The 21,723-nt window shown below is 58.1% G+C and carries 30 protein-coding genes; 12 read left to right on the forward strand and 18 right to left on the reverse strand.

The genetic code is table 11. From position 1 onward, the window contains the following. Positions 1-336: 336 nt before the first annotated feature. From J2Y56_RS23685 to J2Y56_RS23695, 3 genes are all read left to right on the forward strand, one after another. Entirely contained in the window at positions 337-885 is a 549-nt protein-coding gene (locus J2Y56_RS23685) for a cupin domain-containing protein (protein WP_007946335.1), read from the forward strand. Between the two features lie 114 nt (positions 886-999). After that, positions 1,000-1,446 (forward strand): NUDIX hydrolase, encoded by a 447-nt coding sequence (locus J2Y56_RS23690; RefSeq protein WP_007946334.1) that lies wholly within the window; start codon positions 1,000-1,002, stop codon positions 1,444-1,446. Between the two features lie 144 nt (positions 1,447-1,590). Continuing rightward, entirely contained in the window at positions 1,591-1,863 is a 273-nt protein-coding gene (locus tag J2Y56_RS23695; RefSeq protein WP_007946333.1) for a hypothetical protein, read from the forward strand. 114 nt (positions 1,864-1,977) lie between these two features. Here the strand turns inward: J2Y56_RS23695 and J2Y56_RS23700 are convergent, their stop codons facing one another. Continuing rightward, complete coding sequence (locus tag J2Y56_RS23700; protein WP_310353013.1) at positions 1,978-2,490, reverse strand: DUF6644 family protein; 513 nt, start codon at positions 2,488-2,490, stop codon at positions 1,978-1,980. Then, positions 2,490-2,840, reverse strand: coding sequence for a DUF6152 family protein (locus J2Y56_RS23705; RefSeq protein ID WP_007946331.1), 351 nt, complete (start codon positions 2,838-2,840; stop codon positions 2,490-2,492). Before J2Y56_RS23705 ends, J2Y56_RS23700 begins: the two co-directional genes overlap by 1 nt. A gap of 455 nt (positions 2,841-3,295) precedes the next feature. Between J2Y56_RS23705 and J2Y56_RS23710 the strand changes: the two genes are divergently transcribed. Then, entirely contained in the window at positions 3,296-4,450 is a 1,155-nt protein-coding gene (locus J2Y56_RS23710) for a polymorphic toxin type 44 domain-containing protein (RefSeq protein ID WP_310353016.1), read from the forward strand. Next, complete coding sequence (locus tag J2Y56_RS23715) at positions 4,422-4,850, forward strand: hypothetical protein (RefSeq protein WP_238543896.1); 429 nt, start codon at positions 4,422-4,424, stop codon at positions 4,848-4,850. Before J2Y56_RS23710 ends, J2Y56_RS23715 begins: the two co-directional genes overlap by 29 nt. 45 nt (positions 4,851-4,895) lie before the next feature. Here the strand turns inward: J2Y56_RS23715 and J2Y56_RS23720 are convergent, their stop codons facing one another. The 6 genes from J2Y56_RS23720 to J2Y56_RS23745 all read right to left on the reverse strand — a co-directional run bounded on the left by J2Y56_RS23720 (position 4,896) and on the right by J2Y56_RS23745 (position 7,836). After that, complete coding sequence (locus J2Y56_RS23720) at positions 4,896-5,177, reverse strand: hypothetical protein (RefSeq protein WP_033048962.1); 282 nt, start codon at positions 5,175-5,177, stop codon at positions 4,896-4,898. Between the two features lie 302 nt (positions 5,178-5,479). Next, a complete protein-coding gene (locus J2Y56_RS23725) occupies positions 5,480-5,698 on the reverse strand; it encodes a PLD nuclease N-terminal domain-containing protein (protein WP_310353020.1) in 219 nt (72 codons plus the stop codon). A 104-nt stretch (positions 5,699-5,802) separates the two neighbouring features. Continuing rightward, positions 5,803-6,228 (reverse strand): hypothetical protein, encoded by a 426-nt coding sequence (locus tag J2Y56_RS23730; protein ID WP_007944189.1) that lies wholly within the window; start codon positions 6,226-6,228, stop codon positions 5,803-5,805. 122 nt (positions 6,229-6,350) lie between these two features. Next, on the reverse strand, positions 6,351-6,824 hold the full coding sequence (locus J2Y56_RS23735; protein WP_310353022.1) for a copper chaperone PCu(A)C: 474 nt from the start codon (positions 6,822-6,824) through the stop codon (positions 6,351-6,353). Beyond that, positions 6,824-7,429 (reverse strand): SCO family protein, encoded by a 606-nt coding sequence (locus J2Y56_RS23740; RefSeq protein WP_310336258.1) that lies wholly within the window; start codon positions 7,427-7,429, stop codon positions 6,824-6,826. The genes J2Y56_RS23735 and J2Y56_RS23740 overlap by 1 nt, the downstream gene beginning before the upstream one ends. Positions 7,430-7,668: 239 nt before the next feature. Next, positions 7,669-7,836: a hypothetical protein gene (locus J2Y56_RS23745; RefSeq protein ID WP_157214413.1), complete on the reverse strand. Its 168-nt coding sequence runs from the start codon at positions 7,834-7,836 to the stop codon at positions 7,669-7,671. A gap of 33 nt (positions 7,837-7,869) precedes the next feature. Here J2Y56_RS23745 and J2Y56_RS23750 point away from each other — a divergent pair, with 33 nt between their 5' ends. Further along, on the forward strand, positions 7,870-8,070 hold the full coding sequence (locus J2Y56_RS23750; RefSeq protein ID WP_007944193.1) for a YbdD/YjiX family protein: 201 nt from the start codon (positions 7,870-7,872) through the stop codon (positions 8,068-8,070). Positions 8,071-8,101: 31 nt separating this feature from the next. On the opposite strand, the gene J2Y56_RS23755 is transcribed toward J2Y56_RS23750, so the two are convergent. Both J2Y56_RS23755 and J2Y56_RS23760 read right to left on the reverse strand, forming a co-directional pair. Continuing rightward, positions 8,102-9,010 carry an alpha/beta hydrolase gene (locus J2Y56_RS23755; protein WP_310353025.1) on the reverse strand — a complete coding sequence of 303 codons (909 nt, stop codon included), beginning with the start codon at positions 9,008-9,010 and terminating at the stop codon, positions 8,102-8,104. Between the two features lie 57 nt (positions 9,011-9,067). After that, positions 9,068-9,544, reverse strand: a complete 477-nt coding sequence (locus J2Y56_RS23760; protein ID WP_007944198.1) for a hypothetical protein — start codon at positions 9,542-9,544, stop codon at positions 9,068-9,070. A gap of 173 nt (positions 9,545-9,717) precedes the next feature. Here J2Y56_RS23760 and J2Y56_RS23765 point away from each other — a divergent pair, with 173 nt between their 5' ends. Further along, complete coding sequence (locus tag J2Y56_RS23765; RefSeq protein WP_310353028.1) at positions 9,718-10,386, forward strand: ATPase; 669 nt, start codon at positions 9,718-9,720, stop codon at positions 10,384-10,386. Positions 10,387-10,417: 31 nt separating this feature from the next. On the opposite strand, the gene J2Y56_RS23770 is transcribed toward J2Y56_RS23765, so the two are convergent. The 3 genes from J2Y56_RS23770 to J2Y56_RS23780 form a co-directional block, all read right to left on the reverse strand. Further along, on the reverse strand, positions 10,418-10,603 hold the full coding sequence (locus J2Y56_RS23770; protein WP_007944200.1) for a hypothetical protein: 186 nt from the start codon (positions 10,601-10,603) through the stop codon (positions 10,418-10,420). Further along, on the reverse strand, positions 10,600-11,406 hold the full coding sequence (locus J2Y56_RS23775; RefSeq protein WP_007944201.1) for a DUF2092 domain-containing protein: 807 nt from the start codon (positions 11,404-11,406) through the stop codon (positions 10,600-10,602). The genes J2Y56_RS23770 and J2Y56_RS23775 overlap by 4 nt, the downstream gene beginning before the upstream one ends. Before the next feature lie 118 nt (positions 11,407-11,524). Further along, positions 11,525-12,403, reverse strand: a complete 879-nt coding sequence (locus J2Y56_RS23780) for a serine hydrolase domain-containing protein (RefSeq protein ID WP_310353032.1) — start codon at positions 12,401-12,403, stop codon at positions 11,525-11,527. 111 nt (positions 12,404-12,514) lie between these two features. Here J2Y56_RS23780 and J2Y56_RS23785 point away from each other — a divergent pair, with 111 nt between their 5' ends. Further along, positions 12,515-13,303: a DeoR/GlpR family DNA-binding transcription regulator gene (locus J2Y56_RS23785; protein ID WP_310353034.1), complete on the forward strand. Its 789-nt coding sequence runs from the start codon at positions 12,515-12,517 to the stop codon at positions 13,301-13,303. Between the two features lie 29 nt (positions 13,304-13,332). Here the strand turns inward: J2Y56_RS23785 and yghX are convergent, their stop codons facing one another. Together yghX and J2Y56_RS23795 are read right to left on the reverse strand one after the other, a co-directional pair. Then, the gene (gene yghX, locus J2Y56_RS23790) at positions 13,333-14,220 is read right to left on the reverse strand and encodes a YghX family hydrolase (RefSeq protein ID WP_007944205.1); all 888 of its coding nucleotides are present in this window, start codon (positions 14,218-14,220) and stop codon (positions 13,333-13,335) included. Positions 14,221-14,322: 102 nt separating this feature from the next. Continuing rightward, positions 14,323-16,086 (reverse strand): L-lactate permease, encoded by a 1,764-nt coding sequence (locus J2Y56_RS23795; RefSeq protein ID WP_310336249.1) that lies wholly within the window; start codon positions 16,084-16,086, stop codon positions 14,323-14,325. Between the two features lie 200 nt (positions 16,087-16,286). On the opposite strand from J2Y56_RS23795, the gene J2Y56_RS23800 reads away from it, so the two are divergent. Next, positions 16,287-16,523 (forward strand): hypothetical protein, encoded by a 237-nt coding sequence (locus J2Y56_RS23800; RefSeq protein ID WP_007944207.1) that lies wholly within the window; start codon positions 16,287-16,289, stop codon positions 16,521-16,523. Positions 16,524-16,554: 31 nt separating this feature from the next. Here J2Y56_RS23800 and J2Y56_RS23805 read toward each other — a convergent pair whose 3' ends face one another. Further along, positions 16,555-17,406, reverse strand: coding sequence for a CAP domain-containing protein (locus J2Y56_RS23805; protein WP_007944209.1), 852 nt, complete (start codon positions 17,404-17,406; stop codon positions 16,555-16,557). A gap of 139 nt (positions 17,407-17,545) precedes the next feature. Between J2Y56_RS23805 and J2Y56_RS23810 the strand changes: the two genes are divergently transcribed. Continuing rightward, the gene (locus J2Y56_RS23810; protein WP_310353037.1) at positions 17,546-18,166 is read left to right on the forward strand and encodes a cell wall hydrolase; all 621 of its coding nucleotides are present in this window, start codon (positions 17,546-17,548) and stop codon (positions 18,164-18,166) included. 11 nt (positions 18,167-18,177) lie between these two features. Here the strand turns inward: J2Y56_RS23810 and J2Y56_RS23815 are convergent, their stop codons facing one another. Next, positions 18,178-18,672: a PaaI family thioesterase gene (locus J2Y56_RS23815; protein ID WP_150782695.1), complete on the reverse strand. Its 495-nt coding sequence runs from the start codon at positions 18,670-18,672 to the stop codon at positions 18,178-18,180. A gap of 245 nt (positions 18,673-18,917) precedes the next feature. On the opposite strand from J2Y56_RS23815, the gene J2Y56_RS23820 reads away from it, so the two are divergent. Both J2Y56_RS23820 and J2Y56_RS23825 read left to right on the forward strand, forming a co-directional pair. After that, positions 18,918-19,874 (forward strand): GlxA family transcriptional regulator, encoded by a 957-nt coding sequence (locus J2Y56_RS23820; RefSeq protein WP_405046882.1) that lies wholly within the window; start codon positions 18,918-18,920, stop codon positions 19,872-19,874. A gap of 104 nt (positions 19,875-19,978) precedes the next feature. Then, on the forward strand, positions 19,979-20,947 hold the full coding sequence (locus J2Y56_RS23825) for a nitrilase-related carbon-nitrogen hydrolase (RefSeq protein ID WP_310353038.1): 969 nt from the start codon (positions 19,979-19,981) through the stop codon (positions 20,945-20,947). Positions 20,948-21,020: 73 nt separating this feature from the next. Here J2Y56_RS23825 and J2Y56_RS23830 read toward each other — a convergent pair whose 3' ends face one another. Beyond that, on the reverse strand, positions 21,021-21,719 hold the full coding sequence (locus J2Y56_RS23830; RefSeq protein WP_310353041.1) for a dienelactone hydrolase family protein: 699 nt from the start codon (positions 21,717-21,719) through the stop codon (positions 21,021-21,023). Positions 21,720-21,723: the final 4 nt, after the last annotated feature.

Below are 21,723 nucleotides of genomic sequence, written 5' to 3' on the forward strand. Positions count from 1 at the left end.
GTCTCCCACGGTCCGTACTGGCTAGAGTCGGAATCGAGCTTTTAGTCCCGCCCACCCCTTCAAGTCTAAACATACAAGCGAGCCTGCTCGCGATGACGCCATATCAGCCGCCCTCAATATCACCTGACACCCCCAATACTCACATCGCTAAAAGGTCTGCCATGAGCACCTTCAGCTTTTTCACTAACCAGTTATCGAACCTGCTGAGCAACACCCCCAAACGTGATTTAATACCCGCCTTTCAAATTTCCGGGACAGGGAAGCGGTATTTTCGCGGCCAAAAGTCGCCCGCCATCCACCCCCATAACCCTTAAGTATTTCTCGCATAAGGCTGTCATGGACACGGGCTCACGACTCAAATTAGTACGCGAAAGCTACAAACTGTCCCAGCGCGAGCTGGCCCGGCGTAGCGGCGTCACCAATGCCACCATCTCCCTGATCGAACAGAATCGCGTCAGTCCCTCCGTCAGCTCCCTGAAAAAACTGCTCGAAGGCATTCCCATGTCTCTGGCAGACTTCTTTACCTTCGACCAGCCACCGCGTGAGCATCAATACGTGTTCCGCGCCAACGAGCAGCCGGATCTGGGCCGTCATGGGCTGCGGTTGCTGCTGATTGGCGCTTCGGTGCCGAGCCGGCAGATGCGCTTGTTGCGCGAGCAGTACGCGCCTGGGGCGAGCTCCGGGGAAGAGCCGATTGTGCACTCGGAAGGGGAGGAGTGTGGGCTCGTGACCCGTGGCACCGTTGAGCTCACGGTGGATGGACAGATCAGTGTGCTGAATGCTGGCGACGGCTATTACTTCCCGACCACGCTGCCGCACAAGTTTCGCAATATTGGGCAGGACGAAGCGGAAATCATCAGTGCCAACACTCCAGCAAACTTCTAACCCAAAAACGGACGCACCCCTGTAGCAGCTGCCGAAGGCTGCGTCCGCATCCAACACCAATGTTAAATGGAAGCAGCTGATTCAGCGTTTTTCAAAGAAAATGGACTTCACCTAATGACCACACACCGCATCCGCCCCCTCGCACTCTGCATCTTCCATCATGATGGCAAGATACTGCTCAGCGAAGCCCACGACCCCATCAAAAACCGCCCATTCTTCCGCCCGATCGGCGGCGGCATCGAGTTTGGCGAAACCAGTGCCGAAGCCATTGAACGTGAAGTTCAGGAAGAACTTGGATTGGCCATCACCGATGTCCGCTTGCTCGGTACGCTTGAAAACATCTTTACGTACGCTGGCAGGCCAGGACACGAAATTGTGCAGGTTTACGATGCGAAGTTTGTGGATGCCAGCGTCTATGAGTTGCCGCACTTGGACGGCCAAGAAACCGATGGCGCAACCTTCGCTGCGAAGTGGCTTACGTGGGAAGGCTTTACTGATGAAGCGCCGTTGGTTCCTGATGGGCTGTATGAATTGCTGAAAAAAACAGTCGCGATTGCCTGAAACTCTGCATCAAAAAGGTGGCAGATCTATTTAGTTGCACACAGGTGAAAAGCGGCCAGACACCACCGCTCGTCCGCCTCTTAGCACGATTTCATCCGTCATTCTTCCAATGTTGTGTTATCCCAACACACAGGAAGAATCAAAATGATGAATCCAAAAATTGTGGTCCTGACGCTCGCAGCGTTTCTGTCGGGCAGTTCGCTGTACGCTGTCGCAGCGGACACAACACCGGCAGGGACCTCTACCGATGGCAAGACCGAGACTCGCGATCCCGCACCTAAACCCACCAATGCTGATCCTGATGCCGCTACGCTTCCCAAAGGCGCGGATGGCGGGACAACCGATAACGGCCCGGCAGCGGCTGGCACCAAGGCGAGTGGGCCGCAAGGTAGCAGCAGTAGCAGTGGCGGAAGTTAGTTTTTTGGTTGAGCCAGTACGGCTATTGGTTGGTCGGATGAAGAAAATGCCTGTGTCGTGAGATATGGGCATTTTTTCTTCCATCCCTGTTGCCGCATCGTGAGGGCAGCTACGTCAGGTGTAGGCCAGCAGTCGGCCGCAGAGCACCACGCTGATCCATAACATAATCGAAAGGATCGCCTGGATTTTTGCTATTCCAGGCGCCGCGGTGTCCGTATTCCACCGGTCTACTGAGCGCAAGACACCAACGTGAAAAACAGCCGCATTGAGGCCCGCAATACCGATCAGGCAAAGCTTCAGAATAAACACGTCGTTGGATGCGAAGTCATGCGGATGTGCTGAAAACATCATCAGCCCAGCCGGGACAATCAATAGCAGGGCCGCGACTCCCCACCTCAGGAGGTGGCGAGCCAGTGCCGTCACCGGAAGATCTCTCGAGCACCCGAGAACCCGCAGATCGAACAGGACGACAGAGCCGACAAGCACCACAAAACCAATAATGTGAACCACTTCGACTATCGGGTATATCCATAACTCGCTTCGCATGGCCGACCCGAGTTGCGAGTCACCCACATAGTCCAGCCAGCCCTCCAGACCCGATCCATCGCCGGTGCCAGTTGTCTGCATCAGCGTAACTCAATGGTTTTGTTGTCGACGGTGATGCGTTCTGCGCGCAGTTCATCGGGTTTGTTGCGATTCTGATAGCCCACCACCAGCGCCCGATTGCCGACACTCAGCATTTCCCTGGAAAGACCACGGTTCTCCATGCGCGAGGGTGGCGCCAGTACTACGTTCCAAGTCTTGTCGTCGGTTTTCAGGCGAACGAACCCATGCGGGTGGGAGTAACCGGATTCCTCGATCGTTCCGTCCAGCTGCAACGTTTTGCTCGAGTCGTACTCACTCCAGCCGTGATGAGCGAACACCGCCGATGCCACTAGTAACAATGAAAATCCAAGGGACCCAAGCAAGCGCTTCATGATGCGATCTCCTGTTACGGATCATTGATGACCGTCAGCCCGTTCTGATCAGGAAAAGGTCAATCCAGAGCATCTATAAAAATAGACGAAAACGGTGACAACGAAAAAGGTGACAGGTTTATTTAGTAAATAGCTGTGTCACCTTTTGCTGGGCACCTGGTACGAGTGTGTCGTTGTCGATGATTAGGGAAGTCAGTGGGAATTTTGAGCGTGAGGGCAAGGGGCAGGTCGTCCATCGTCGTGGTTTTTCTGATACGAAACCCTCATTAGGCGAACTGCCACTATTCAAAACCTCAGTCCAGACCGGTTACCCTCGGGCCCCAGCAATGACATGGAGTCGGAAATCGGAGCGTGACTTTTGGGAGATGTCCTAAAGTCAGCCATCGGATTCCGGAGTAACGTCATTCTGCCCGCGCCTCAGCGCGGGTTTTTCCAAGGACGATTAAGGATGCTGCATGATTTCTTCTGCACGGTTGGGCGACAAGCATGTCTGTCCAATGCCAGGTCACGGTACAACCCCTATTGCTTCAGCTAGCGCCGGCACAAATATCAACTTCATGGGTGCAGCTCGTGTGGGTGATACCTGTGGCTGTGGTGCTGTTATCACCACTGGTTTTCCTTCTATTCAAGTGAACGGCCGTCCCATGGCTCACTTGGGGAGCCCCACCAGTCATGGCGGAACGATCATTACTGGATCAGGCGATGTGGGTGGTGGGTTTGTTATGGGGGGCGCTCCCGGTGCTTCGATCATCAACTTCGCTGTTTTGGGCGCAGTCCGTCCGGACGGCACGGTTGATGATGAACGCATGGCTACTTTGCTGGCCGATCCGAAACTGATAGAGAAGGCTACTGCTGCCAATGCTCTTGTGGACCCAAATGCTGCAACTCAAAACCAGGAAGCCGAAAAGCCTGAGCCCACCGTTTGCAACCATCCCGATCAAATGGAAGAGCTGGCGAGCTACATCGCAGGTGAGATGAATCGCAACATCCACGACCCGGCTGTGTTGGTGATGAAGAGGCTCATTGACTACGATCCCGACGTGGCGGCAAAGCAGTTTGCAGAATTACCTTTTCTTTCGCGCATGGCTGGGCCACCGAATTACGGCAATATCGCAAGGGCGCAGAAAGTCGCAGCAGCCACAATCTGGACTAAAAAAGTGGGTCAGGATCAGGAGTGGGATCACAAGCCGAAGCTGCGCAAGCTGTTCGCTGGTGTGCGGCACAAACAAGGTGCGTACGAGTACTTCTATGACATCTGGTCGAACATCCATTACGGATACGTTGGAATCATAAGCGGGCTGTCGGAAAGTCTCCTGCTCGACGGTGCCGGTGCTGAACAAATCGCTTCAGACAGCGTAAGGAAGGCCGATGAATTGTTAACAAAACCTAAAACGGACAGGACGCTTCCCGGCCCACACCCTACAGTCAGCCCATGGACCGATTTACGATCATGGGACGATGTTGCTGACAGGGTGTCGATCAGTATTGGAGTGAAGCTCGCCAACCAGCACCCTAACGGCGGTGTAACAGCAAAGCTGATCATGGATGAAGTGTTGGCGGTTGCGCCGCAGAATTGGGGAGATGGAATCAGTGACCACGTATGCAAATAAAACCCGAACACGGTACATACGATGGTTATGGATTCTGATTTTTCCGCTGCTGGCGATTGTTTTTTGGCGCACCGCATTACCAACGGCAACCGTCCATTATTCCCCAGAAGGACGGGAAGAGTTGCGGTACGTCTGGAACGTCAAGGACCGGATCTACAGGGGAAGGTTTGCCCCCGGTGCCAGCGTTAGCGACAAAGGCTTTCTGTCCCCGGATAGCGATTTCTTTATGGAGTTTTCTTGGCGTAGCGAGAAAGGCCGCTGGCATTGCATCAGCATCACACCAACGTGGCCCAACACTCATATTTTCCTCAATGCAGAGGGCGAAGTTGATAGGCATGAAGGAAGCGGCACTGATGCTGATCGATTGAAGCAGTGCGAGTGGGACTCAGCAAAGCCATAGGCCGAAAACCCGCAGTAACGCGGGTTTTTTACGACTTGAATTTGATTACCGGCTCTTTGGCAAATCAAACCCACGCTGCTCAATCACCCGAAACACATCATTCACATCCTGGATCAAAATTCGGGCGATGTTGGTGACGGTGTTGATGTCATTTTCGGCGTAGTCGGGGAGGCTGGTGCAGGCCATCAGGTTCAGGTATTTGAGGACGGCGCTGAGGCGTTCGCTGAGGCAGTTGTGGAGTTCGCGCAGTGGGGCGTCGCTGTCGATGAGCAGGACGGGGTAATCGGTTGCGAGTTGGGACAAGCCGGTATTCAGAAGTTGTTTAATGTCAGGTGGACTTTGTTTGCCGGGTTTGCGGCTGCTGCGCAGCCGGACGCAGGCTTCGCCAGCTGCTACAGGATGTGGGTGTGTTTAAAATTGTGGCGGGGGTTGGGGCGGCTTCACCGCCCAGCGGGAGCATGCTCCCTCGCCACAGAAGGTGGTTTCCTACATGATTTTCGGAATGGAAGATTCGAATCTGGCGGCTTCCAATAGACTTTAGCGAAGCGGGATGAACAGAAACGACAAAGCCCCGAATCGTCGGGGCTTTGTATTTGGATCACGCAGTCTTCAGCGCACACGTTCCAGCGTCACTGCCTGACCTGCGGCGAATGCGGATTGTGTTCGGTGTGTTTCGGCCCCGCCAACGCCCATGCCACAACCCCAAACAGCGGCACAAACACGATCACCACGATCCACAAGAGTTTGTTGCTCGATTTGCCTTCAGCTTTTCGGACTCGGTTGATTGCCCATAGCTCGATCAGCAGAAGAACGGCTGTGAGTACGATCCAGATTGTTTCGATGTGCATTCGTCACCCTCCTGATAGTCATTCAGTTAGGTGTATCGCTGTGGGCTGGGTTCATTAAATTTCAGGTTTTTTGGTAAGGCTCCCACAGGGAATGTGGTGAACGCCTACTGCGCTTTCCAGCGCCCGCCGCCGGACTCGCAATCTATCTTCGCCTGACCCAGGTGTTCGGCACTGTAGTAGTACGTCGTGACTTTCGCCTTGTCGGGGATGGTCAGCGAGGTGCTGTTCTTGTCCTTGCTGGTGGAATGTGGGTTGGCCAAAGATTCTTGAGTCAGCGTGGCGATGCACGTGGCCTGGTAGTGATCGTCGCACTGTGCGACTTTTTTCTTGGTGCTGGTCAGCATTTCTTTGCTTTCGTTGCTGCAAGACCAGTCGATGGCGTTCACCGGCATGCCGTCGTACTCATAGCAGCTATGGGATTCAACCACCGGTACGGAAGGGCTTTGGGACCGGGTCTGGACGTCACAACTTTCAGCCATGACCAGCGTCGGGCTCAAACAGGCGATCAGAAGCAGAAGTCTGGTGTTCATCGGGATTTCCTCTGCAATGGCGCCTGGCTTCTTCGAAGTTCGGCGCTATAGGCTTTCGAAAGCGCGATGGGCCGCAGGGTTCAATTGGTTTTTTGATCCGCTACAGCCTTCAGCTCAACGCCTCAATGCATCTTGCTGTGATCCATCGTGCCGAGTGCCCGAGCCTCGGCCTGCACTTCGATGGTTTCCTGCTCGCCCTTGGCGTTTTTCACGATCAGGGTCAGTGGGACTTTGTCGCCTTCCTTAACCTGAGTGGTCAGGTCGATCAGCATCACGTGGTAGCCATGGGGGTCGAAACTCACAGCCTTGCCCGCCGGCAGCGCGACGGACTCGACCATGCCCATTTTCATCACGTCGTCTTTCATGCTCATTTGGTGAATCTGCACCGTTTTAGCCACCGGCGACTGAACGCTAAGCAGGGTGCTGTCGCTGTCGGCTTGCAGGGTCATGAACGCGCCGGTGGACGGTTGGTCGACAACGGTCGCACGGACCCAGGCGTCGTGGACCTGGGTTTGCGCCGACACCTGAAAGGCCAGGCCGATCAGCGACAGGCCCAGGGCCAGTTGTTTGATGCGTTTGAAGGATGTTGCAGTCATTAGCAGACCTCCATGACGGTGAGCAGGTCTTCTGCGCACTCTTGGGCGGTAAGGGACGCGGACAATCCCAGGCGCAGAGTGCCCCGGGAGTCGAAGACGAAGCTGGTCGCGGTGTGGGAGACGGTGTAGCTCGAACCGCTGGGGACTTTTTCGAAGAACACGCCGAACTCCTTGGCGGTGGCGGCGGTTTCTTCCAGCGTGCCGTGCAGCGCCTCGAATGTCGGGTCGAATGATTTGACGTATTGATCGAGCATCGCCGGCGTGTCGCGTTCCGGGTCCAGGGTGATGAAGATCACTTGCAGCTTTTCGCCGTCGCGGCCCATCAGTTTTTTCGCTTGGGCGGCGCGGGCCAGGGTGGTCGGGCACACGGCCGGGCATTGGGTGAAGCCGAAGAAAATCATCGGCATCAACCCGCGATAGCTGGTCAGCATCCGGGTTTCGCCGTCGGCGTCCTTGAGCTTGAAGGTACGGCCCATGATCTTGTCGCTGAGGTCCTTGCCGTACTTGAACGACAGCTTGCTGCTGTCATCGCAGCCGGCCAGCAGGCCGAGGCTCAACAGGCTCATGCCGCGCAAGACAGTGCGACGGGTATACAACGTAGTCATGGGGGAAAATCCTGTGTAGCGAGGTGAAATCTGTGGCGGCTGAATAGATCAGACGTAAAAAGCGCGTGGATATTAACAAACTCTTGCGCCGTGCTGCGCATTGTCGGACCGGCGCGGGTTGCGGTACAGAGACAGAACCGGAGAAAAACTACGGATCAGCGGCTTCCCGTCAATTCAGCCTTAAAACGATCCCGTAGCAGCTGGCGAAGCCTGCGTTCGGCTGCGAAGCAGTCGTAAAATCAGCCAATGCGGTGCGTCAGGCTCACCGTGCGCTGAGGGTTTACGACTGCTGCGCAGCCGAACGCAGCCTCGCGCTGCTCGGCAGCTGCTACACGGTTGGCGTTGCAGATAGAAGGAATGCGTTGCGGTTGCGTGGACACATTCCAGATACAAAAGTGCGCTTTCATGGGGCTGTCCAAAACCACAATGAGAGCATTGCCATGTACCGCAAATTGCAGCAAGCCGCCAAGTTCCTCAGCCAAGGCGCGCGTTTGATGGTCGGCGTCCCGGACTACGACAACTACGTCGCGCAAATGGCGCTCAAACACCCGGACCAGCCGGTCTTGAGCCTTTCGATGTTTATTCGTGAGCGTCAGGAGGCCCGCTACGGCGGCAAGCAGTGCACGACGCGTTGCTGCTGAACGCCACTGCGAACGCCGCGATCCACTCGCGTCACTGTGCGATGAAGTTGCGAATCGCCTGAATGGTCGGCGTCGGCGCTTCTTCCATCAGCCAGTGACCGGCGCCCGGGATCACCACTTCGGTCACGTTGTCCGCCGCATTGCGCATCACAATCGCTTCATTGGCTCCAAAGGACTTTTCCCCGCCGATGGCCAGCACCGGCATCGTCAGCCGCGTCTTCATTGAGGCTTCGTTGTCCACGGCATCCTGACGAATGCTGCCGAACTGGGCGAAGGCTGCGTGCATCACGCCGGGGCGAGCATAGAGCTTGGCGTAATGCTGCCGGGTGGCTTCATCGACTTTGCTGCGGTCGCCCGCGAATTCATTCCAGAACCGGTCCAGGTAGATGCGTTCACGACCGGCCACCAGACGTTCGGCGTCCGGGCCGGCAAAGTCGAAGTGCCAAAGCATCGGTGAGCGCACGATATCGTTCCAGGGCGGGATGCCGGGCACCGGGGCGTCCATCACCACCAGGCGATCTGTCAGCTGCGGATAACGCGAGGCGTAAGCGAAGGCGACCATGGTGCCGATGTCATGGCCAATGACCACCGCATGCTCGATCCCCAATGCGGCCAACACGCCACGGATGTCACCCGCCTGGGTCTTCTTGTCGTAGCCGCCGTCCGGGATCGACGACAGCCCCAGGCCGCGCAGGTCCGGCACCACAACGGTGTGGTCCTTGGCCAGGTCGGCCGCCAGGGGCGCCCACATGTCGCCGGTGTCACCAAAACCATGCAGCATCACCACGGCCGGCCCGGTGCCGCCGACGCGCACATGGATTTTCACGCCTTCAACGGTGATGTCCTGGGTATGAAAAGTGGCGGGGAATGGGGTGACCCCGGCCAAGGCCGGGAGGCTAAGTGCAAGCAGTAGCGAAGCGGTCAGCAGGGTGCGCAGCATGACGGTGTCTCCAGGGTACACAGGGGAAGTGGTGTACCTGAAGCAGCGTAGACCGCTTTACGGCACTCGTTTCTCCATGGTCGCCTTCAGCGCTTCTGTCACCAGTGCCGCCACAATCGGTTCTGAAGTCGAGCGCATCTCTCCACCGACGGTGGCTTGCTGTGCTTTTACTTTTTCCACGTATTGCGAGGCAGGGCCTTCGGCGACGAGCGAGGCCAGTTCTTCTTCGGAGAACGACTTTTCGTAGGCCCGCGCCAGGTTTTCGTCCCATTCGGGCTGGTACTTGGGCAGCAGCGCGGTGATTTCCTCAGACACGATACGGTTGGCATCGTCAGCCCCCAGCTTCTCGGCAATCATCGAGTAGGAGACCGTTCCCTGCGCCGTCGACAATGCAAGGGCCGGGAGATTCCTGCCCATGTGGACCTTGGCGACGAGGGTGCGGGCTTCATTCAGGGCGGGGGTATCCGCAGAGGCTGGATTTGAAAAGGCGAATAACAGGCTCAAGGCGATAGCGGCAGAGGAAATTCGGTGCACGTTTGGGCTCCATGGGCGAGGGCGGAAACAAAGGCATCAAAACAGCGTAGCCCAGGCTCATCGCGCCACCATTGGTTTGATCAATACTCATCATCAAGCAATGCAAGTTCTGTTTTTTTGGCAAGGGAGGAGGATAGCCACATACCCCACTCGCCCTTGAAGGAACCTGCGCGATGAGAATGTCTACCTTGCTGGCGTTTGTTGCCGTATTCACCGGCAGCGTCGCCGCGACTGTGCCGGCTTACGCGGCTGACCCGTCTTGCCATTTCCCGCCGATCGCCGACAGTAAACGCGGTCTGCAGCATGCCCGATCGGTGGGCGTGCTCTACAGCGCAAACACCCTCGATACCCTCCAATACCTTGAGCAGTACCATGCGGTTGCAGTGAACGGCGCGAAAAATCCGCAGCTGGATTCGCGCATCAGCAACGCCTTCGTCAACAGCTCCGATCCGAAGCTGGCGATCAACTGGCTCATGGGCTCGCTGCAAAAACAGTTCGGCTCGGTGACGGTCTACGACAACCTCGACGCGCTGGTGCAAGCCCGTCCCGACGTGGTGGTGATGTTGGACACCTACAGCCGGCTGGTGTCCAAGCGCAATAATCAGGTCGAAGCGCGCTTCATGGCCAAATTCTACGATGCAGACCTGCAGTACATCGGCCAGGCCGAAGGCTCACGCGCACAGCAAATGCCATCAGTGTGGGTGCATGGCAAGGCGGCGCCGGAAATTGCTGCGCAAATCGACCAGCAAACCGAATTGCAAGTGAAGGCGCTGAAGCAATTTGATGCTTCGCTCAAGGCGTTAGTGAAGTCGGGCAGTGTGGCGCACGTTGCCAGTAACTGACACCGCTCAGGCGTTCAAGCCTGGGTTGTCATCACCGGTTGCTACGCCGTGCTACCCCGGCAACGCTGACCGGTGAAAGAGGGCGTCCGACCTCCGCTTCGGCGTGGGAAATAACGCTATGTACGCCGGGGATCGACAGGGTTTGACCCACCTCAAGCGCTGCGATCAGCACGAAGGCGCCAAGTAACAAACCACCTGTTTTTATCAAAAGATTCATTTGGCAGGTCCTCGCACAAAATTTTTCGGCAACGTATCGCCGGGGAGGTCTTTCAAATCGATTTTCTGCGCATTCGTTGTGTTGTTAAAGGTGAAATCGTCGGGGGCAACCTCATCGCCGGTCTTCCAGTTACTGAACTGAATGCTGTACTGCGGTCCGCCCGCGATCTGTTTCGAGGTGATGACATAACGGCAGGGGTAAGGACGCTCGCCTTGGGCAATCCAGATCTGCCAATCCACGGTTTTGCTTCTGAACGCCAGGTGATCGCACTCGACGCCACCGATCACGCCACTGCCCAAGTCCTTTATGTTGGTCACGCCCTTCATCAAGGACTCTTGAGGGTTGGACACGAACAGGTCCGCGCCCGGCAACGGTCGGTCGTACTTTTCCCTTAATTCATCAATCAAATGATCCAGTGTGCCGGGTACAGCCACTTGCGTGTACGTGTTGGTGTTTTTGCCGAGCAAGGTCAGGGTGGTGCCATCAAACAGCATTTCCATGTCGACAAAGCCACCCGCGCGCAGGTTGCGGATCTTGTCGGGGCGGTTGATGACGGTCGTGCCGGAAGCGGCCAGCGCAAGGTTTTGTTTTTCTTTGGTGATGACTTCAAAACTGGTGTCGTAGTTGAACGATATGTTTTTTTGCGCGGTCAGGTAGTCGGACATGCTCTTGAGCAAATTCTTGGCGTACGTCTCATCGGCATGGGCGGCGATCGGACCGCTCAATCCCGCGATTAATGCCAATCCGGCGCCAGCGAAACGGATTGTCGAGGAGTCCATTAGCTTTCGGGCGATCTTGTCCATGGAAGTTCACCGCTGTGAGAATACCGGATTTCCCGGTGTGGACTTACAACGTTAGTCCCATCACACACGCCATGAACGACCATTCATCCGGGCTGATTCTTTGGCAAACAGGCCCGCGTCATTCAAGGATATTCACCAAGCGACCGACAGCCTCTGCTTCGACAGCCCCGTCGGCGCCACCTTCGGCAAAAACCGCGCAACTGGCGGTGTCGTCGCCTTTGGCGCAACGGTAGACGGCGATCACGCTGCCCGGCCCGCAGCCGGTGTGCCCACTCAATATCAGTCCTTCCTCGACCGCGCCTTGCATCAGGCCCAGGGCGTAGCCCGGCGCAACCCAGGGGCGCCCGGCTATCGGCCCGCCAAGACTGCGGACCGTTTGCATTTCCCGCAGTAACGACGACGGCAGGGTCTGGCCGGCCAATAGACGATCCAGGCAAAGCGCGGCTTCATCCAGCGGGCCGACCAGCAGGCCGTGATATACCCAGCCCGGGTCGTACGCTTGAGCGGTGCCCATGCTTACGCCCTGCAGATCGGCACGCTTCGTGGCCAGGCGTACACGTGACAAACCGAGGGGTGAAAAAACCAGTTGGGTCAGCGCCTCTTCCAGTGCAAGACCGGTCAGGCGTTCGATGAACCTGGCCACATACAGGTAACCCACATTCGAATACCGCCAGCCGTCGCCGGGTGCGTAGCGCAATCGGGTTGCTTCCAGGCGTATCAGCATGTCATCGGCGCGCCATGGCGTTTCGTTGCACGCCACGGCGGCGTGGTACTGCGCCAGTTCACTATAATCGGCCAACCCGGCTTCATGCCGCAGCACCTGGCGAAGGGTGAAGGGACCTTCGGGCAGGGTTTCGTCCAGATCAAACTTGCCATCACGTACCAGCGCCAAGGCGGCGGCGCACAGCACGGTCTTGGTAAAACTCCACCACGGAACCGTTACGTCAGGTTGTGCTGGCGTGAGCGGTGAACCGTTTGAGACAAGGGCAAAAAGCATGGGTGATGGCTGCTCTGGACGAAGGTGCCGGGGAGTGTGCCAGAAACGCCCGATTGTGTTTTATCGGTAGCTTGGCTAACCTCGCAAAAACCCGCAATTTCAGGCATAAACATGCAAGATCAGCACGCTGCAACCGAACTACCTTCGGTGCGCCGGCAAAAAATCCTCCTGCTCCTTGAACGCGACGGCAAGGTCATGGCTTGCGAGCTGAGCCAGCATTTCTCCGTTTCTGAAGACACCATTCGCCGCGACCTGTCAGAACTCGCCAGTGCAGGGTTGGTGCAACGGGTGCACGGCGGAGCGTTGCCGCGGCCTAAAGACACGGGCAAGGATTTCTTCACCCGGGTCGGTGAAACCGATGAGGTGAAAACGCAGCTGGCACAACTCGCCGCACGCCGGGTGCAGGATGGCCAGATTGTGATGTTCGATTCAGGCAGCACAACGCTGCAGATTGCGCGGTCGCTGCCCTCGGACATTGCCATTACGGCCATTACCGCGTCGCCACTGATCGCCATCGCCTTGGCCGAATACAAAGGCGTCAACGTGATCCTGGCCGGTGGGCAACTCAATCGCGCGACGATGTCGGCCAGCGGGCATGAAACCCTGCGGTTGATCGAAGGCATCAAGGCGGATCTGCTGTTCATTGGTATCTGCGCGATTCACCCGGAAGTCGGCATCAGCTCGCTGCATTTCGATGAGGCGCCGGTGAAGCAGGCGATGATCAACAGCGCGTCGCACGTGGTGGCCGTGACCACGGCGGACAAACTGGGCGCCGTGGAGCCGTTTGTTGTCGCACCGTGCAATCGCATCCATACGCTGATCACCGAGCAACAGGTGGCGTCGGGTAACGTTGAGGATTATCAGCGGTTGGGTATCGAGGTGATTCAGGTCGACGCCTGAGCCCGGTCAATCCAACCGTGCCCCGTCTGCTAAGCCAGATACTTGCGAAACCACGCGATCGTACGATCCCAGGCCAATTTGGCGGCGGCTTCATCGTAGCGAGGCGTCGAGTCGTTATGAAAACCATGGTTGGTGCCCGGATAAATATAGGCCTCATAGGTTTTGCCGGCGGCTTTCAATGCTGATTCGTACGCTGGCCATCCATCATTGATGCCCTTGTCCAGCTCGCCGTAATGCAGCAGCAAGGGCGCCTGGATCCTGGCCACATCCTCCGCTTTTGGCTGGCGACCATAAAAAGGCACGGCTGCCGCCAGTTCCGGATAGGCCACGGCCGCTGCGTTGGACACCCCTCCGCCGTAGCAGAAGCCGGTGATGCCGACTTTCCCCGTGGTCGCGTCGTTTTTCGATAGCCACTCGATGCCGGCGAAAAAATCGTTCATGAGCTTTTCAGGGTCGACCTTCGCCTGTAGCTCGCGGCCCTTGTCGTCGTTGCCGGGGTAGCCACCGACCGAACTCAGGCCGTCGGGGGCGAGGGCGATGAACCCGGCTTTGGCGACGCGTCGGGCGACGTCTTCGATATACGGATTGAGCCCACGGTTTTCATGTACGACTAGCACCGCCGGCACTTTGCCAGTGACTTTGGCCGGGCGCACCAGATAGCCGCGCACATTGCCGTGACCCTTGGGTGAGGGGTAGGTGATGTACTCGGCGATGATGTCCGGGTCGGTAAACTCGACTTGTTCGGCGAGCGCATAGTTGGGGCTCAGGGAGGCGAGCAAGGCGCCGGCGGTCAAACCGCCCAAGGCGAACAACGCCGCGCGATCAAGAAACTCTCGCCGGTTGATCTTGCCATGGACGTAGTAATCGTAGAGTTCGAGCAGTTCGGGGGCGAAATCTTTGGCGGTGAGACGTTCCATAGGGGCGCTTCCCGTGTGTTAAAGATTTAATCCAGTAAAGCAGCGTTTGCCGCACAACCCGGACAATTTGTCCGGGTTGTGGCAAACGGTGGCACTTACGGATTAATGCCCACCCACCACCATATGACTGAACGGCGCCACATACGCCTGCAACGTCACCAGTCCACCGACCAGAATCGCCAGCACGATGGAGTGGAAGAATACGTACCGAAGAATTTCCCCTTCATGCCCGTACCAGCGCGTTGCCGTGGACGCCACCACAATCGACTGTGCGTCGACCATTTTGCCCATGACCCCGCCAGAACTGTTCGCCGCCGCCATCAGCACCGGGCTGATCCCCAGTTGTTCGGCGGTCACCCGTTGCAAGCCGCCGAACAGCACGTTGGAGGCCGTGTCGGAGCCGGTCAAGGCCACGCCGAGCCAGCCCAGGAGGGTGCCGAACATGGGGTAGAAAATCCCGGTCGCGGCGAAGGCCAGGCCCATGGTGGCGTCCAGTCCCGAGTAGCGCGTGAGGTAACCCAGGGCCAGCATCGCCACAATGGTGATCAGCGAGTAGCGCACCACCCATATCGTTCTCAGGTAATGGCGTACCAGTTGCGGAATCGAGTAACCCATCAGCAGCCCGCCGAGGATGGCTGAGAGCAAGATGCCGCTGCCGGTGGCGGTGAACCAGTTGAACTTGTAGATCGCGTCCTCGGTTTTAGGTGCAGGCACCACCGGCGGTACTTTTTCAACCTGCTGGTGCAGGGTGGTAAAGGTCACGGTCGGGGCGAAGATCGGGTTGGCTTCGCGCATCGGTTTGCCTTGCGGGTCGAGCTTGGCCGAGTTGGTGACCGGATCGATCGCCGGGCGGGTATCGAACATGTTTTTGAAGCTCTGTGTGCCCCAGGCGAAGACGAATACCGTGAGGATGATCCACGGCATCCATGCGCGCATTACCGCCGGTTTGGCATCACTGGCAAAGGTCGCGTTGGGCTCGGTTGTGTGCTTATGCTCCTCGTCGATCTTCGAGTTGTCGACGCGCCCGGACAAGGCGGCTGAGGTGTGCACCGTGGCGGGTTTCCAGACCTTGATGAAACCGGTCAGGCAGGCCATGGAAATCAGCGCGGCGATCACGTCCACGAGCATCGGGCCGTGGTAGTTGGACACCAGGAATTGCGGTACCGCGAAGCTGACCCCGGCCACGAGGATCGCCGGCCAGATTTCCAGCATCTTGCGCCAGCCGGCGAAGGCCCAGATTAACCAGAACGGCACCAGTACCGAGAAGAAGGGCAACTGGCGACCGACCATCATCGACAGCTCCATTTCATCCAGCCCGGTCACTTTGGCCAGGGTAATGATCGGTGTGCCCAGTGCGCCAAACGCAACCGGCGCGGTATTGGCGATCAAGGCCAGGCCGGAAGCGGCCAAAGGCGAGAAGCCCAGTCCGATCAGGATCGCACCGGTCACCGCCACCGGTGTACCGAAACCGGCCGCGCCTTCAAAAAACGCACCGAAGCAGAAGGCGATCAGCAGCAATTGTAATCGTCGGTCATCGGTGATGCGCGCCAGGGAATCCTGCAACACTTTGAACGAGCCGTTCTCGGTGGTCAGTCGGTGCAGGAAGATGATGTTGAGCACGATCCAGCCAATCGGCAGCAAGCCGTTGGCAGCACCGAATAACGCCGCCGAGCCGGCCATGTTCGCCGGCATGCTAAAAGCCAGGACCGAAATCACCAGGGCAGACGCCAGCGCGAGTAATGCTGCGATGTGCGCCTTGATATGGAAAAACGCCAGGGCGGCCAGCATCACCACCACCGGTACGGCGGCCAGGAGGGTTGAAATGAGCGGATTACCGAAGGGATCGTAGACTTGCTGCCAAACCATGTTCCACCTCTGCTTTTTATTGTCGGTAGTGCAGGCCCCGGGCGGGGTTGGTGGAATGCAGTATAGGTGGCATTGCGCCGCTGTCTCGGGGAGGTTTTTCGTTGTTGAAACCTGCCGTGGCGGCAATGATCCCGGGCGAACTTCTACTACGCTCAGTAGGGATGACTGCCCCATTCATTCACCACGAGAGGGAGACAGCAATGACTGAACGCCATGAGGAACACAAGGAGACGCTTTCCAACGGATGCTCGATCAAGGTCACCGCCGAGATACTGAAAGACGGCTCCCTGAAAATGCTGATTAGCGTGTACCGGCCGGACGGCTCAGTGATTGAAGTGGACCACAATCCGTCCCCGCATTTGCTGGACTTTGAGGCAGCAATGGACTGGGCCATCGAAAAGGCCAAAACCGTCGGCAACAGTCAGCAAACGCTGTAAGAGCGGCTGATCACCGCTCTGATCATCGTCCTTATTGCGTACCGAACATGGCCGTCCAGTAGATCCCCGCATCGCTCTTCGGGTCCACCGCGTAAGCGGCACCGAGTTCACTGAACTGTGGATTCATCAGGTTGGCGCAATGACCGGGGCTGGCCAGCCAGCCGTCGACGACCCTGCGCACGGTGTCTTGCCCGGCGGCGATGTTCTCGCCGATCTGCGCAAAGTTGTAACCCGCCAGTTCCGCACGGTCACCGGGCGTGCGGCCATCACGGTCCTTGTGATCGAGATAGTTGCCGTTGGCCATGGCCCGGGAGTGGGTTTCGGCGGCTGTCGCCAACAGGGCGTTCCAGGCCAGCGGTGTGGTTGCTGCAAACGCCTGGCTGCCGCATTTACGAGGTTGAGTGCGCGCGGCGTTGAGCTCGACCAACAGCTTTTGGCCTTCGGCGGCGGCATCGCCTTGGCGTGCAGGCAACAAGGGGCGGGCGAGCACGATTCGCCAATCGTTGCCTCGGCGGCTGACACCGATGTCGACGAATTTCGGGTCCAGCACCACCTGACAGAAGCTTTCCTGCACCGCCATCATCGCCGCTTGCGCATCACGCGGGCCGGTCAGGGTAATCGATTGCACATTGAACATCGGATACGACGCACGCACCATGGCCTGCTGCAAGTCGACCGGTCCGCTGGCCGGTAATATCAGGCGCGGATCGCTGTTCAGCGGTGGCAACTCCGGCGAGACCTGACCGGCGCAATTCTGCGTCATGCTGCGAAAGGCGTTGATCGAGTCGGTCAGCTGAGTTTCCTCGGCCGCCATGGCCGCAGAGGCTAGCACCAGACCCAGCGACAACCCTGAAAAGCGCATAGCGGATGATAAGACGTGCATGAAAATCCCCTTGGACGGACTATGCCCATGATGCGCGAACTCCCCCCGTACAAGGCAATGGCTTTTTGCAGTTTATGACTCCATAGCTGACATGATTTGGCTACTACACTATGCCGACGTCTCCCAGAGTGTCTGCGCTATGCCCGTCAAATGGATCGCCGCTGTTCTCGCCGTTTCACTACTCGCCGGTCAAGCTATTGCGGACGATAAAAAACAAAATAAGGAGGTGGCGGAAGACAAGGCGCAGGTGCTTGAACACAAGGCGGCCGAGAAGGGCAGCAACGTGCCGGTGCCCAAGTCCCAGACTATTACTGCGACCGAAGTCCAGGCCGTCGACCCGGCCGGCAAGTCGCCGCTGGACGATGCGATCACCTGCATGGCCCGCTCCATTTACTGGGAAGCCAAAGGCAAGAACGCGGCCGACATGGAAGCGGTGGCCAGCGTGGTGATGAACCGTCTCGGCCACGAAGGTTTCCCCGACACCGTGTGCGCGGTGGTCAAGCAGGGTTCCGAAACCAAAAGCTGCCAGTTCTCCTGGTGGTGCGACGGGCGCGCGGATGCGGTCCAGGAAGAAACCCAATATGAGTTGGCCAAGGAAATTGCGCGCAAGGCACTGAACAAGCAGCTACCGGATCGTACAGGCGGCGCGATGTACTTCCATGACAAGACGGTGAAACCGGTCTGGGCAACGAAGTACATCAAAACGGCGAGTATCGGCTTGTTCGTGTTCTACAAACCCAAGGACGGGAAGGCGAAGTAGTTGTAAAGCCCTTACACCTCGCGACCATGCGCGGCGGCAGCCAGTTGCCCGGTATCGACCCGAACAAAAACCGAGTCCCCCACGGCCGTGAGTACGCCGTCGGCGTAGACCTCGCAGATAACCCGGGTCTTGCGCCCGACTTCGCCCTCAACCTTGGCGCGCAAAGTCAGCACAACGCCCATCGGTGTCGGCTTGATGTACTTGATCCCAAGGTTGCCGGTGACGCAGTCGATGCGCGGCAGGGAGCCCGGTTCGCGGTTTTCTGCCCGGTAGTGGTAGGCCATGGCGGTCCAGTTGGAGTGGCAATCGACCAACATCGCAATCAATCCGCCGTACACCAGATCCGGCCAGCCGCAGTATTTGGCGTCGGGCAGATGCTCGGCAACGACGTGAACGCCATCTTCGTGCCAGTGGCTTTTGACGTGCAGCCCGTGAGGGTTGCGGCTGCCGCAGCCATAGCACACGCCATCCGGTGCGGCGCTGTCCTGCATGGAAATGTCGAGCATGGTGGTCCCTTGTTGTGCTTGAAAGTCCTCTGCGATTAAAACGCTGGATCGAAGGGAAGTCCATTGCGCCATCCGGGTAACGCCGCAACCCTTGTGGGAGTGAGCCTGCTCGCGATAGCGGTCGATCAGTCGACATCGTTGTTGAATGTCAGTCCGCCATCGCGAGCAGGCTCGCTCCCACAGGTTTATCGCCTGGTGCAGTTCACAGCAGAGTAGAGTCTTGGTCAAATGGCGTGAAACCCGTCATGCCACGTTTGCGGACAACCACCGTGCTCAATATCGGACTCATCGTTCACCCCGGCTTTCAGGTGCTCGGCCTCTCCATGTGCGCGACTTTCGAGTTGGCCAACAACAGCGCCGACGAGCCCGTGTACAGCCTTTCGCTGCTGTCCGAGCAGGGTGGCATGGTGCAGACTTCCGCCGGTTTCGGTGTGGAAACCAGCGCGTTCGATCAGCGCGTGTTCGATACGCTGCTGGTGATGGGTGACAACCTGGTCCGGCCGACATCGCCGGGCATGGTGGCGTTTTTGCGCAGCGCCGGCGCGTCCACCCGGCGTCTGGGTTCGATCTGTACCGGGGCGATTGCACTGGCCGAGGCGGGTTTGCTGGAGGGGCGGCGGGCGACCACTCACTGGTGTCATGCGCCGGCCTTGCAGCGAGCGTATCCAAAGGTGCTGGTCGAAGAGGACCGCATCTTCATCAACGACGGCAATATCTGGACCGCTGCCGGCATGAGTGCCTGTGTCGACCTCGCGCTGGCGTTGGTGGAAAAGGACCTCGGTGCCGACGTGGCGCGCACGGTGGCCCGGCAATTGGTGGTGTATCACCGCCGCGCGGGTGGCCAGTCGCAGTTTTCGGTGATGCTGGAACTCGAACCGAAGACCGACCGGATCCAGGCGGCATTGACCTATGCCAAACAACACCTGAAATCCCTGTTATCTGTGGAGGAGCTGGCCCATGCGGCCCATCTGAGTCCCCGGCAATTCAGTCGAGTGTTCCACGCTGAAACCGGTCAAACGCCGGCCAAAGCCATCGAAAACCTGCGGGTAGAAGCTGCGCGATTGATGATGGAAACCGGTCGACATGCCGTTGATGTGGTGGCGACCGAAACCGGGTTTGGCGACCGGGAGCGTATGCGCCGGGCGTTTATTCGTGCGTTCGGGCAACCGCCGCAAGTGATTCAGCGGGCTAATCGCGTGTGATGTCTGGCATGTCCTGAAAGGTGGCGTATTCGTCATTCAAGACAAAATATGATTGACGTAATCTTGATCTCGTTGAAGCCCAATCCCTCAGTGAGATCACCACCATGACCATCGTAAAAGCCGCTGCCGTCCAAATTGCCCCCGTGCTCTACAGCCGTGAAGGCACAGTAGAAAAGGTCGTTAACAAGATTCGTGAACTCGGCGTGCAGGGCGTGCAGTTCGCCGTTTTCCCGGAAACCATCGTGCCGTACTACCCGTATTTCTCCTTTGTGCAGGCGCCGTTCAAAATGGGTTCCGAGCACTACAAGTTGCTGGATCAGGCCGTGGTGGTGCCGTCGGCGACCACCGATGAAATCGGCAATGCCGCCAGGGAAGCCAACATGGTGGTGTCCATCGGCGTCAACGAGCGCGATGGCAGCACGCTGTACAACACGCAGCTGCTGTTTGATGCCGACGGCACGCTGATTCAGGCGCGACGCAAGATTTCGCCGACGTATCACGAACGCATGATCTGGGGCATGGGCGATGGCTCCGGCCTGCGCGCCACCGACAGCGCGGTAGGGCGCATCGGTCAACTGGCGTGCTGGGAACATTACAACCCGCTGGCGCGGTATGCCCTGATCGAAGACGGCGAACAGATTCACGCCTCGATGTACCCCGGCTCGTTCGCCGGTGAGCGGTTCACCCGTCAGATGGAAGTCAGCATCCGCATGCATGCGCTGGAATCGGCGTGCTTCGTGGTCAACTCGACTGCCTGGCTATACCCGGAACAGCAAGCGCAAATCATGGCCGACACCGGTTGCGAGATCGGCCCGATTTCCGGCGGTTGCTACACCGCGATCATCGACCCACAAGGCGAAGTGATTGGCGCGCTGACTGAAGGCGAAGGGGAGGTCATCGCTGACATCGACTTGTTCGAGATCGAGATCCGCAAGCGCCAAATGGACGGCCGTGGGCACTATAGCCGTCCGGAGATTCTGAGCCTGAACATCGACCGCACGCCCCATCGCCATGTTCATGAGCGCAATGCTCAGCCGACCCTGGCTGTTACTGCGCAAGCGGAAGAGCTGTGATCCGGTAAACGCGCCCAATAAAAAAGGCCCCTTCATCAATCGATGAAGGGGCCTTTTTCAGGAAGGGCGTTTTTTACAGCTCCTGACCCAAAAAGATCAACGTATTGCCATGCGCCTCAGCCGCTGCGCGCTGGTTGTAGCTGTCGCGGTGCGAACAGTTGAAGCCATGTTCGGCTTCTGGGTACACGACAATTTCTACATTATCGTTGGTGTCGAAACGCTCGGCGATTTTCTCCACGGCTTCCAGCGGAATGTGGCTGTCCTGTTCACCGAAGTGCATCAGCAAAGGCACTTCAATGTCATCGGCGCGGTCCAGGTGATTCTGGATGCCGCCGCCGTAGTAGGCGATGGCCACTTCCACCAGCCCGTTGGCGGCAGTGAGGTACGAGAGCAGGCCGCCGAAGCAATAGCCGATGGACGCGATGCCGCCATCGAGCCCTGGCTGGTCATCGAGCGCGTCGATGGTCAGTTTGATATCGGCTTGCGCCTTGGTGATGTCCGTGGCGTTCATCAACTCGACGGCGCGTTTCCAGCCGGATTCGTCATAGGTCAGTTCGATGCGGTGGCCGCTGCGCCAGAACAGGTCCGGCACAATCACCAGATACCCATCGGCGGCGTATTGCTCGGCAACCGAGCGGATGTGCTCGTTGACACCGAAAATCTCCTGGATCAGTACGATCCCCGGGCCGCGTTGGGTATGAGGAATGGCCAGGTAAGCGCCGAACGTACCTTCGTCGCTGTCGATGTCGATCCATTGGGTGGTCACGCTCATGGTG

It is taken from the genome of Pseudomonas sp. BE134 (genome assembly GCF_031456105.1).
Lineage (GTDB): Bacteria > Pseudomonadota > Gammaproteobacteria > Pseudomonadales > Pseudomonadaceae > Aquipseudomonas.

Coding starts and splice junctions, on each gene's coding strand:
- J2Y56_RS23800 (WP_007944207.1), top strand. CDS start 16,287: ATGACTGAACGCCATGAGGAACACAAGGAGACGCTTTCCAACGGATGC.
- J2Y56_RS23775 (WP_007944201.1), bottom strand. CDS start 11,406: ATGGACAAGATCGCCCGAAAGCTAATGGACTCCTCGACAATCCGTTTC.
- J2Y56_RS23785 (WP_310353034.1), top strand. CDS start 12,515: ATGCAAGATCAGCACGCTGCAACCGAACTACCTTCGGTGCGCCGGCAA.
- J2Y56_RS23755 (WP_310353025.1), bottom strand. CDS start 9,010: ATGCTGCGCACCCTGCTGACCGCTTCGCTACTGCTTGCACTTAGCCTC.
- J2Y56_RS23810 (WP_310353037.1), top strand. CDS start 17,546: ATGCCCGTCAAATGGATCGCCGCTGTTCTCGCCGTTTCACTACTCGCC.
- J2Y56_RS23715 (WP_238543896.1), top strand. CDS start 4,422: ATGGAATCAGTGACCACGTATGCAAATAAAACCCGAACACGGTACATA.
- J2Y56_RS23765 (WP_310353028.1), top strand. CDS start 9,718: ATGAGAATGTCTACCTTGCTGGCGTTTGTTGCCGTATTCACCGGCAGC.
- J2Y56_RS23695 (WP_007946333.1), top strand. CDS start 1,591: ATGATGAATCCAAAAATTGTGGTCCTGACGCTCGCAGCGTTTCTGTCG.
- J2Y56_RS23825 (WP_310353038.1), top strand. CDS start 19,979: ATGACCATCGTAAAAGCCGCTGCCGTCCAAATTGCCCCCGTGCTCTAC.
- J2Y56_RS23820 (WP_405046882.1), top strand. CDS start 18,918: ATGCCACGTTTGCGGACAACCACCGTGCTCAATATCGGACTCATCGTT.
- J2Y56_RS23740 (WP_310336258.1), bottom strand. CDS start 7,429: ATGACTACGTTGTATACCCGTCGCACTGTCTTGCGCGGCATGAGCCTG.
- J2Y56_RS23745 (WP_157214413.1), bottom strand. CDS start 7,836: ATGAAAGCGCACTTTTGTATCTGGAATGTGTCCACGCAACCGCAACGC.
- J2Y56_RS23700 (WP_310353013.1), bottom strand. CDS start 2,490: ATGCAGACAACTGGCACCGGCGATGGATCGGGTCTGGAGGGCTGGCTG.
- J2Y56_RS23830 (WP_310353041.1), bottom strand. CDS start 21,719: ATGAGCGTGACCACCCAATGGATCGACATCGACAGCGACGAAGGTACG.
- J2Y56_RS23815 (WP_150782695.1), bottom strand. CDS start 18,672: ATGCTCGACATTTCCATGCAGGACAGCGCCGCACCGGATGGCGTGTGC.
- J2Y56_RS23770 (WP_007944200.1), bottom strand. CDS start 10,603: ATGAATCTTTTGATAAAAACAGGTGGTTTGTTACTTGGCGCCTTCGTG.
- J2Y56_RS23805 (WP_007944209.1), bottom strand. CDS start 17,406: ATGCACGTCTTATCATCCGCTATGCGCTTTTCAGGGTTGTCGCTGGGT.
- J2Y56_RS23705 (WP_007946331.1), bottom strand. CDS start 2,840: ATGAAGCGCTTGCTTGGGTCCCTTGGATTTTCATTGTTACTAGTGGCA.
- J2Y56_RS23725 (WP_310353020.1), bottom strand. CDS start 5,698: ATGCACATCGAAACAATCTGGATCGTACTCACAGCCGTTCTTCTGCTG.
- J2Y56_RS23690 (WP_007946334.1), top strand. CDS start 1,000: ATGACCACACACCGCATCCGCCCCCTCGCACTCTGCATCTTCCATCAT.
- J2Y56_RS23730 (WP_007944189.1), bottom strand. CDS start 6,228: ATGAACACCAGACTTCTGCTTCTGATCGCCTGTTTGAGCCCGACGCTG.
- J2Y56_RS23780 (WP_310353032.1), bottom strand. CDS start 12,403: ATGCTTTTTGCCCTTGTCTCAAACGGTTCACCGCTCACGCCAGCACAA.
- yghX (WP_007944205.1), bottom strand. CDS start 14,220: ATGGAACGTCTCACCGCCAAAGATTTCGCCCCCGAACTGCTCGAACTC.
- J2Y56_RS23750 (WP_007944193.1), top strand. CDS start 7,870: ATGTACCGCAAATTGCAGCAAGCCGCCAAGTTCCTCAGCCAAGGCGCG.
- J2Y56_RS23795 (WP_310336249.1), bottom strand. CDS start 16,086: ATGGTTTGGCAGCAAGTCTACGATCCCTTCGGTAATCCGCTCATTTCA.
- J2Y56_RS23735 (WP_310353022.1), bottom strand. CDS start 6,824: ATGACTGCAACATCCTTCAAACGCATCAAACAACTGGCCCTGGGCCTG.
- J2Y56_RS23710 (WP_310353016.1), top strand. CDS start 3,296: ATGATTTCTTCTGCACGGTTGGGCGACAAGCATGTCTGTCCAATGCCA.
- J2Y56_RS23685 (WP_007946335.1), top strand. CDS start 337: ATGGACACGGGCTCACGACTCAAATTAGTACGCGAAAGCTACAAACTG.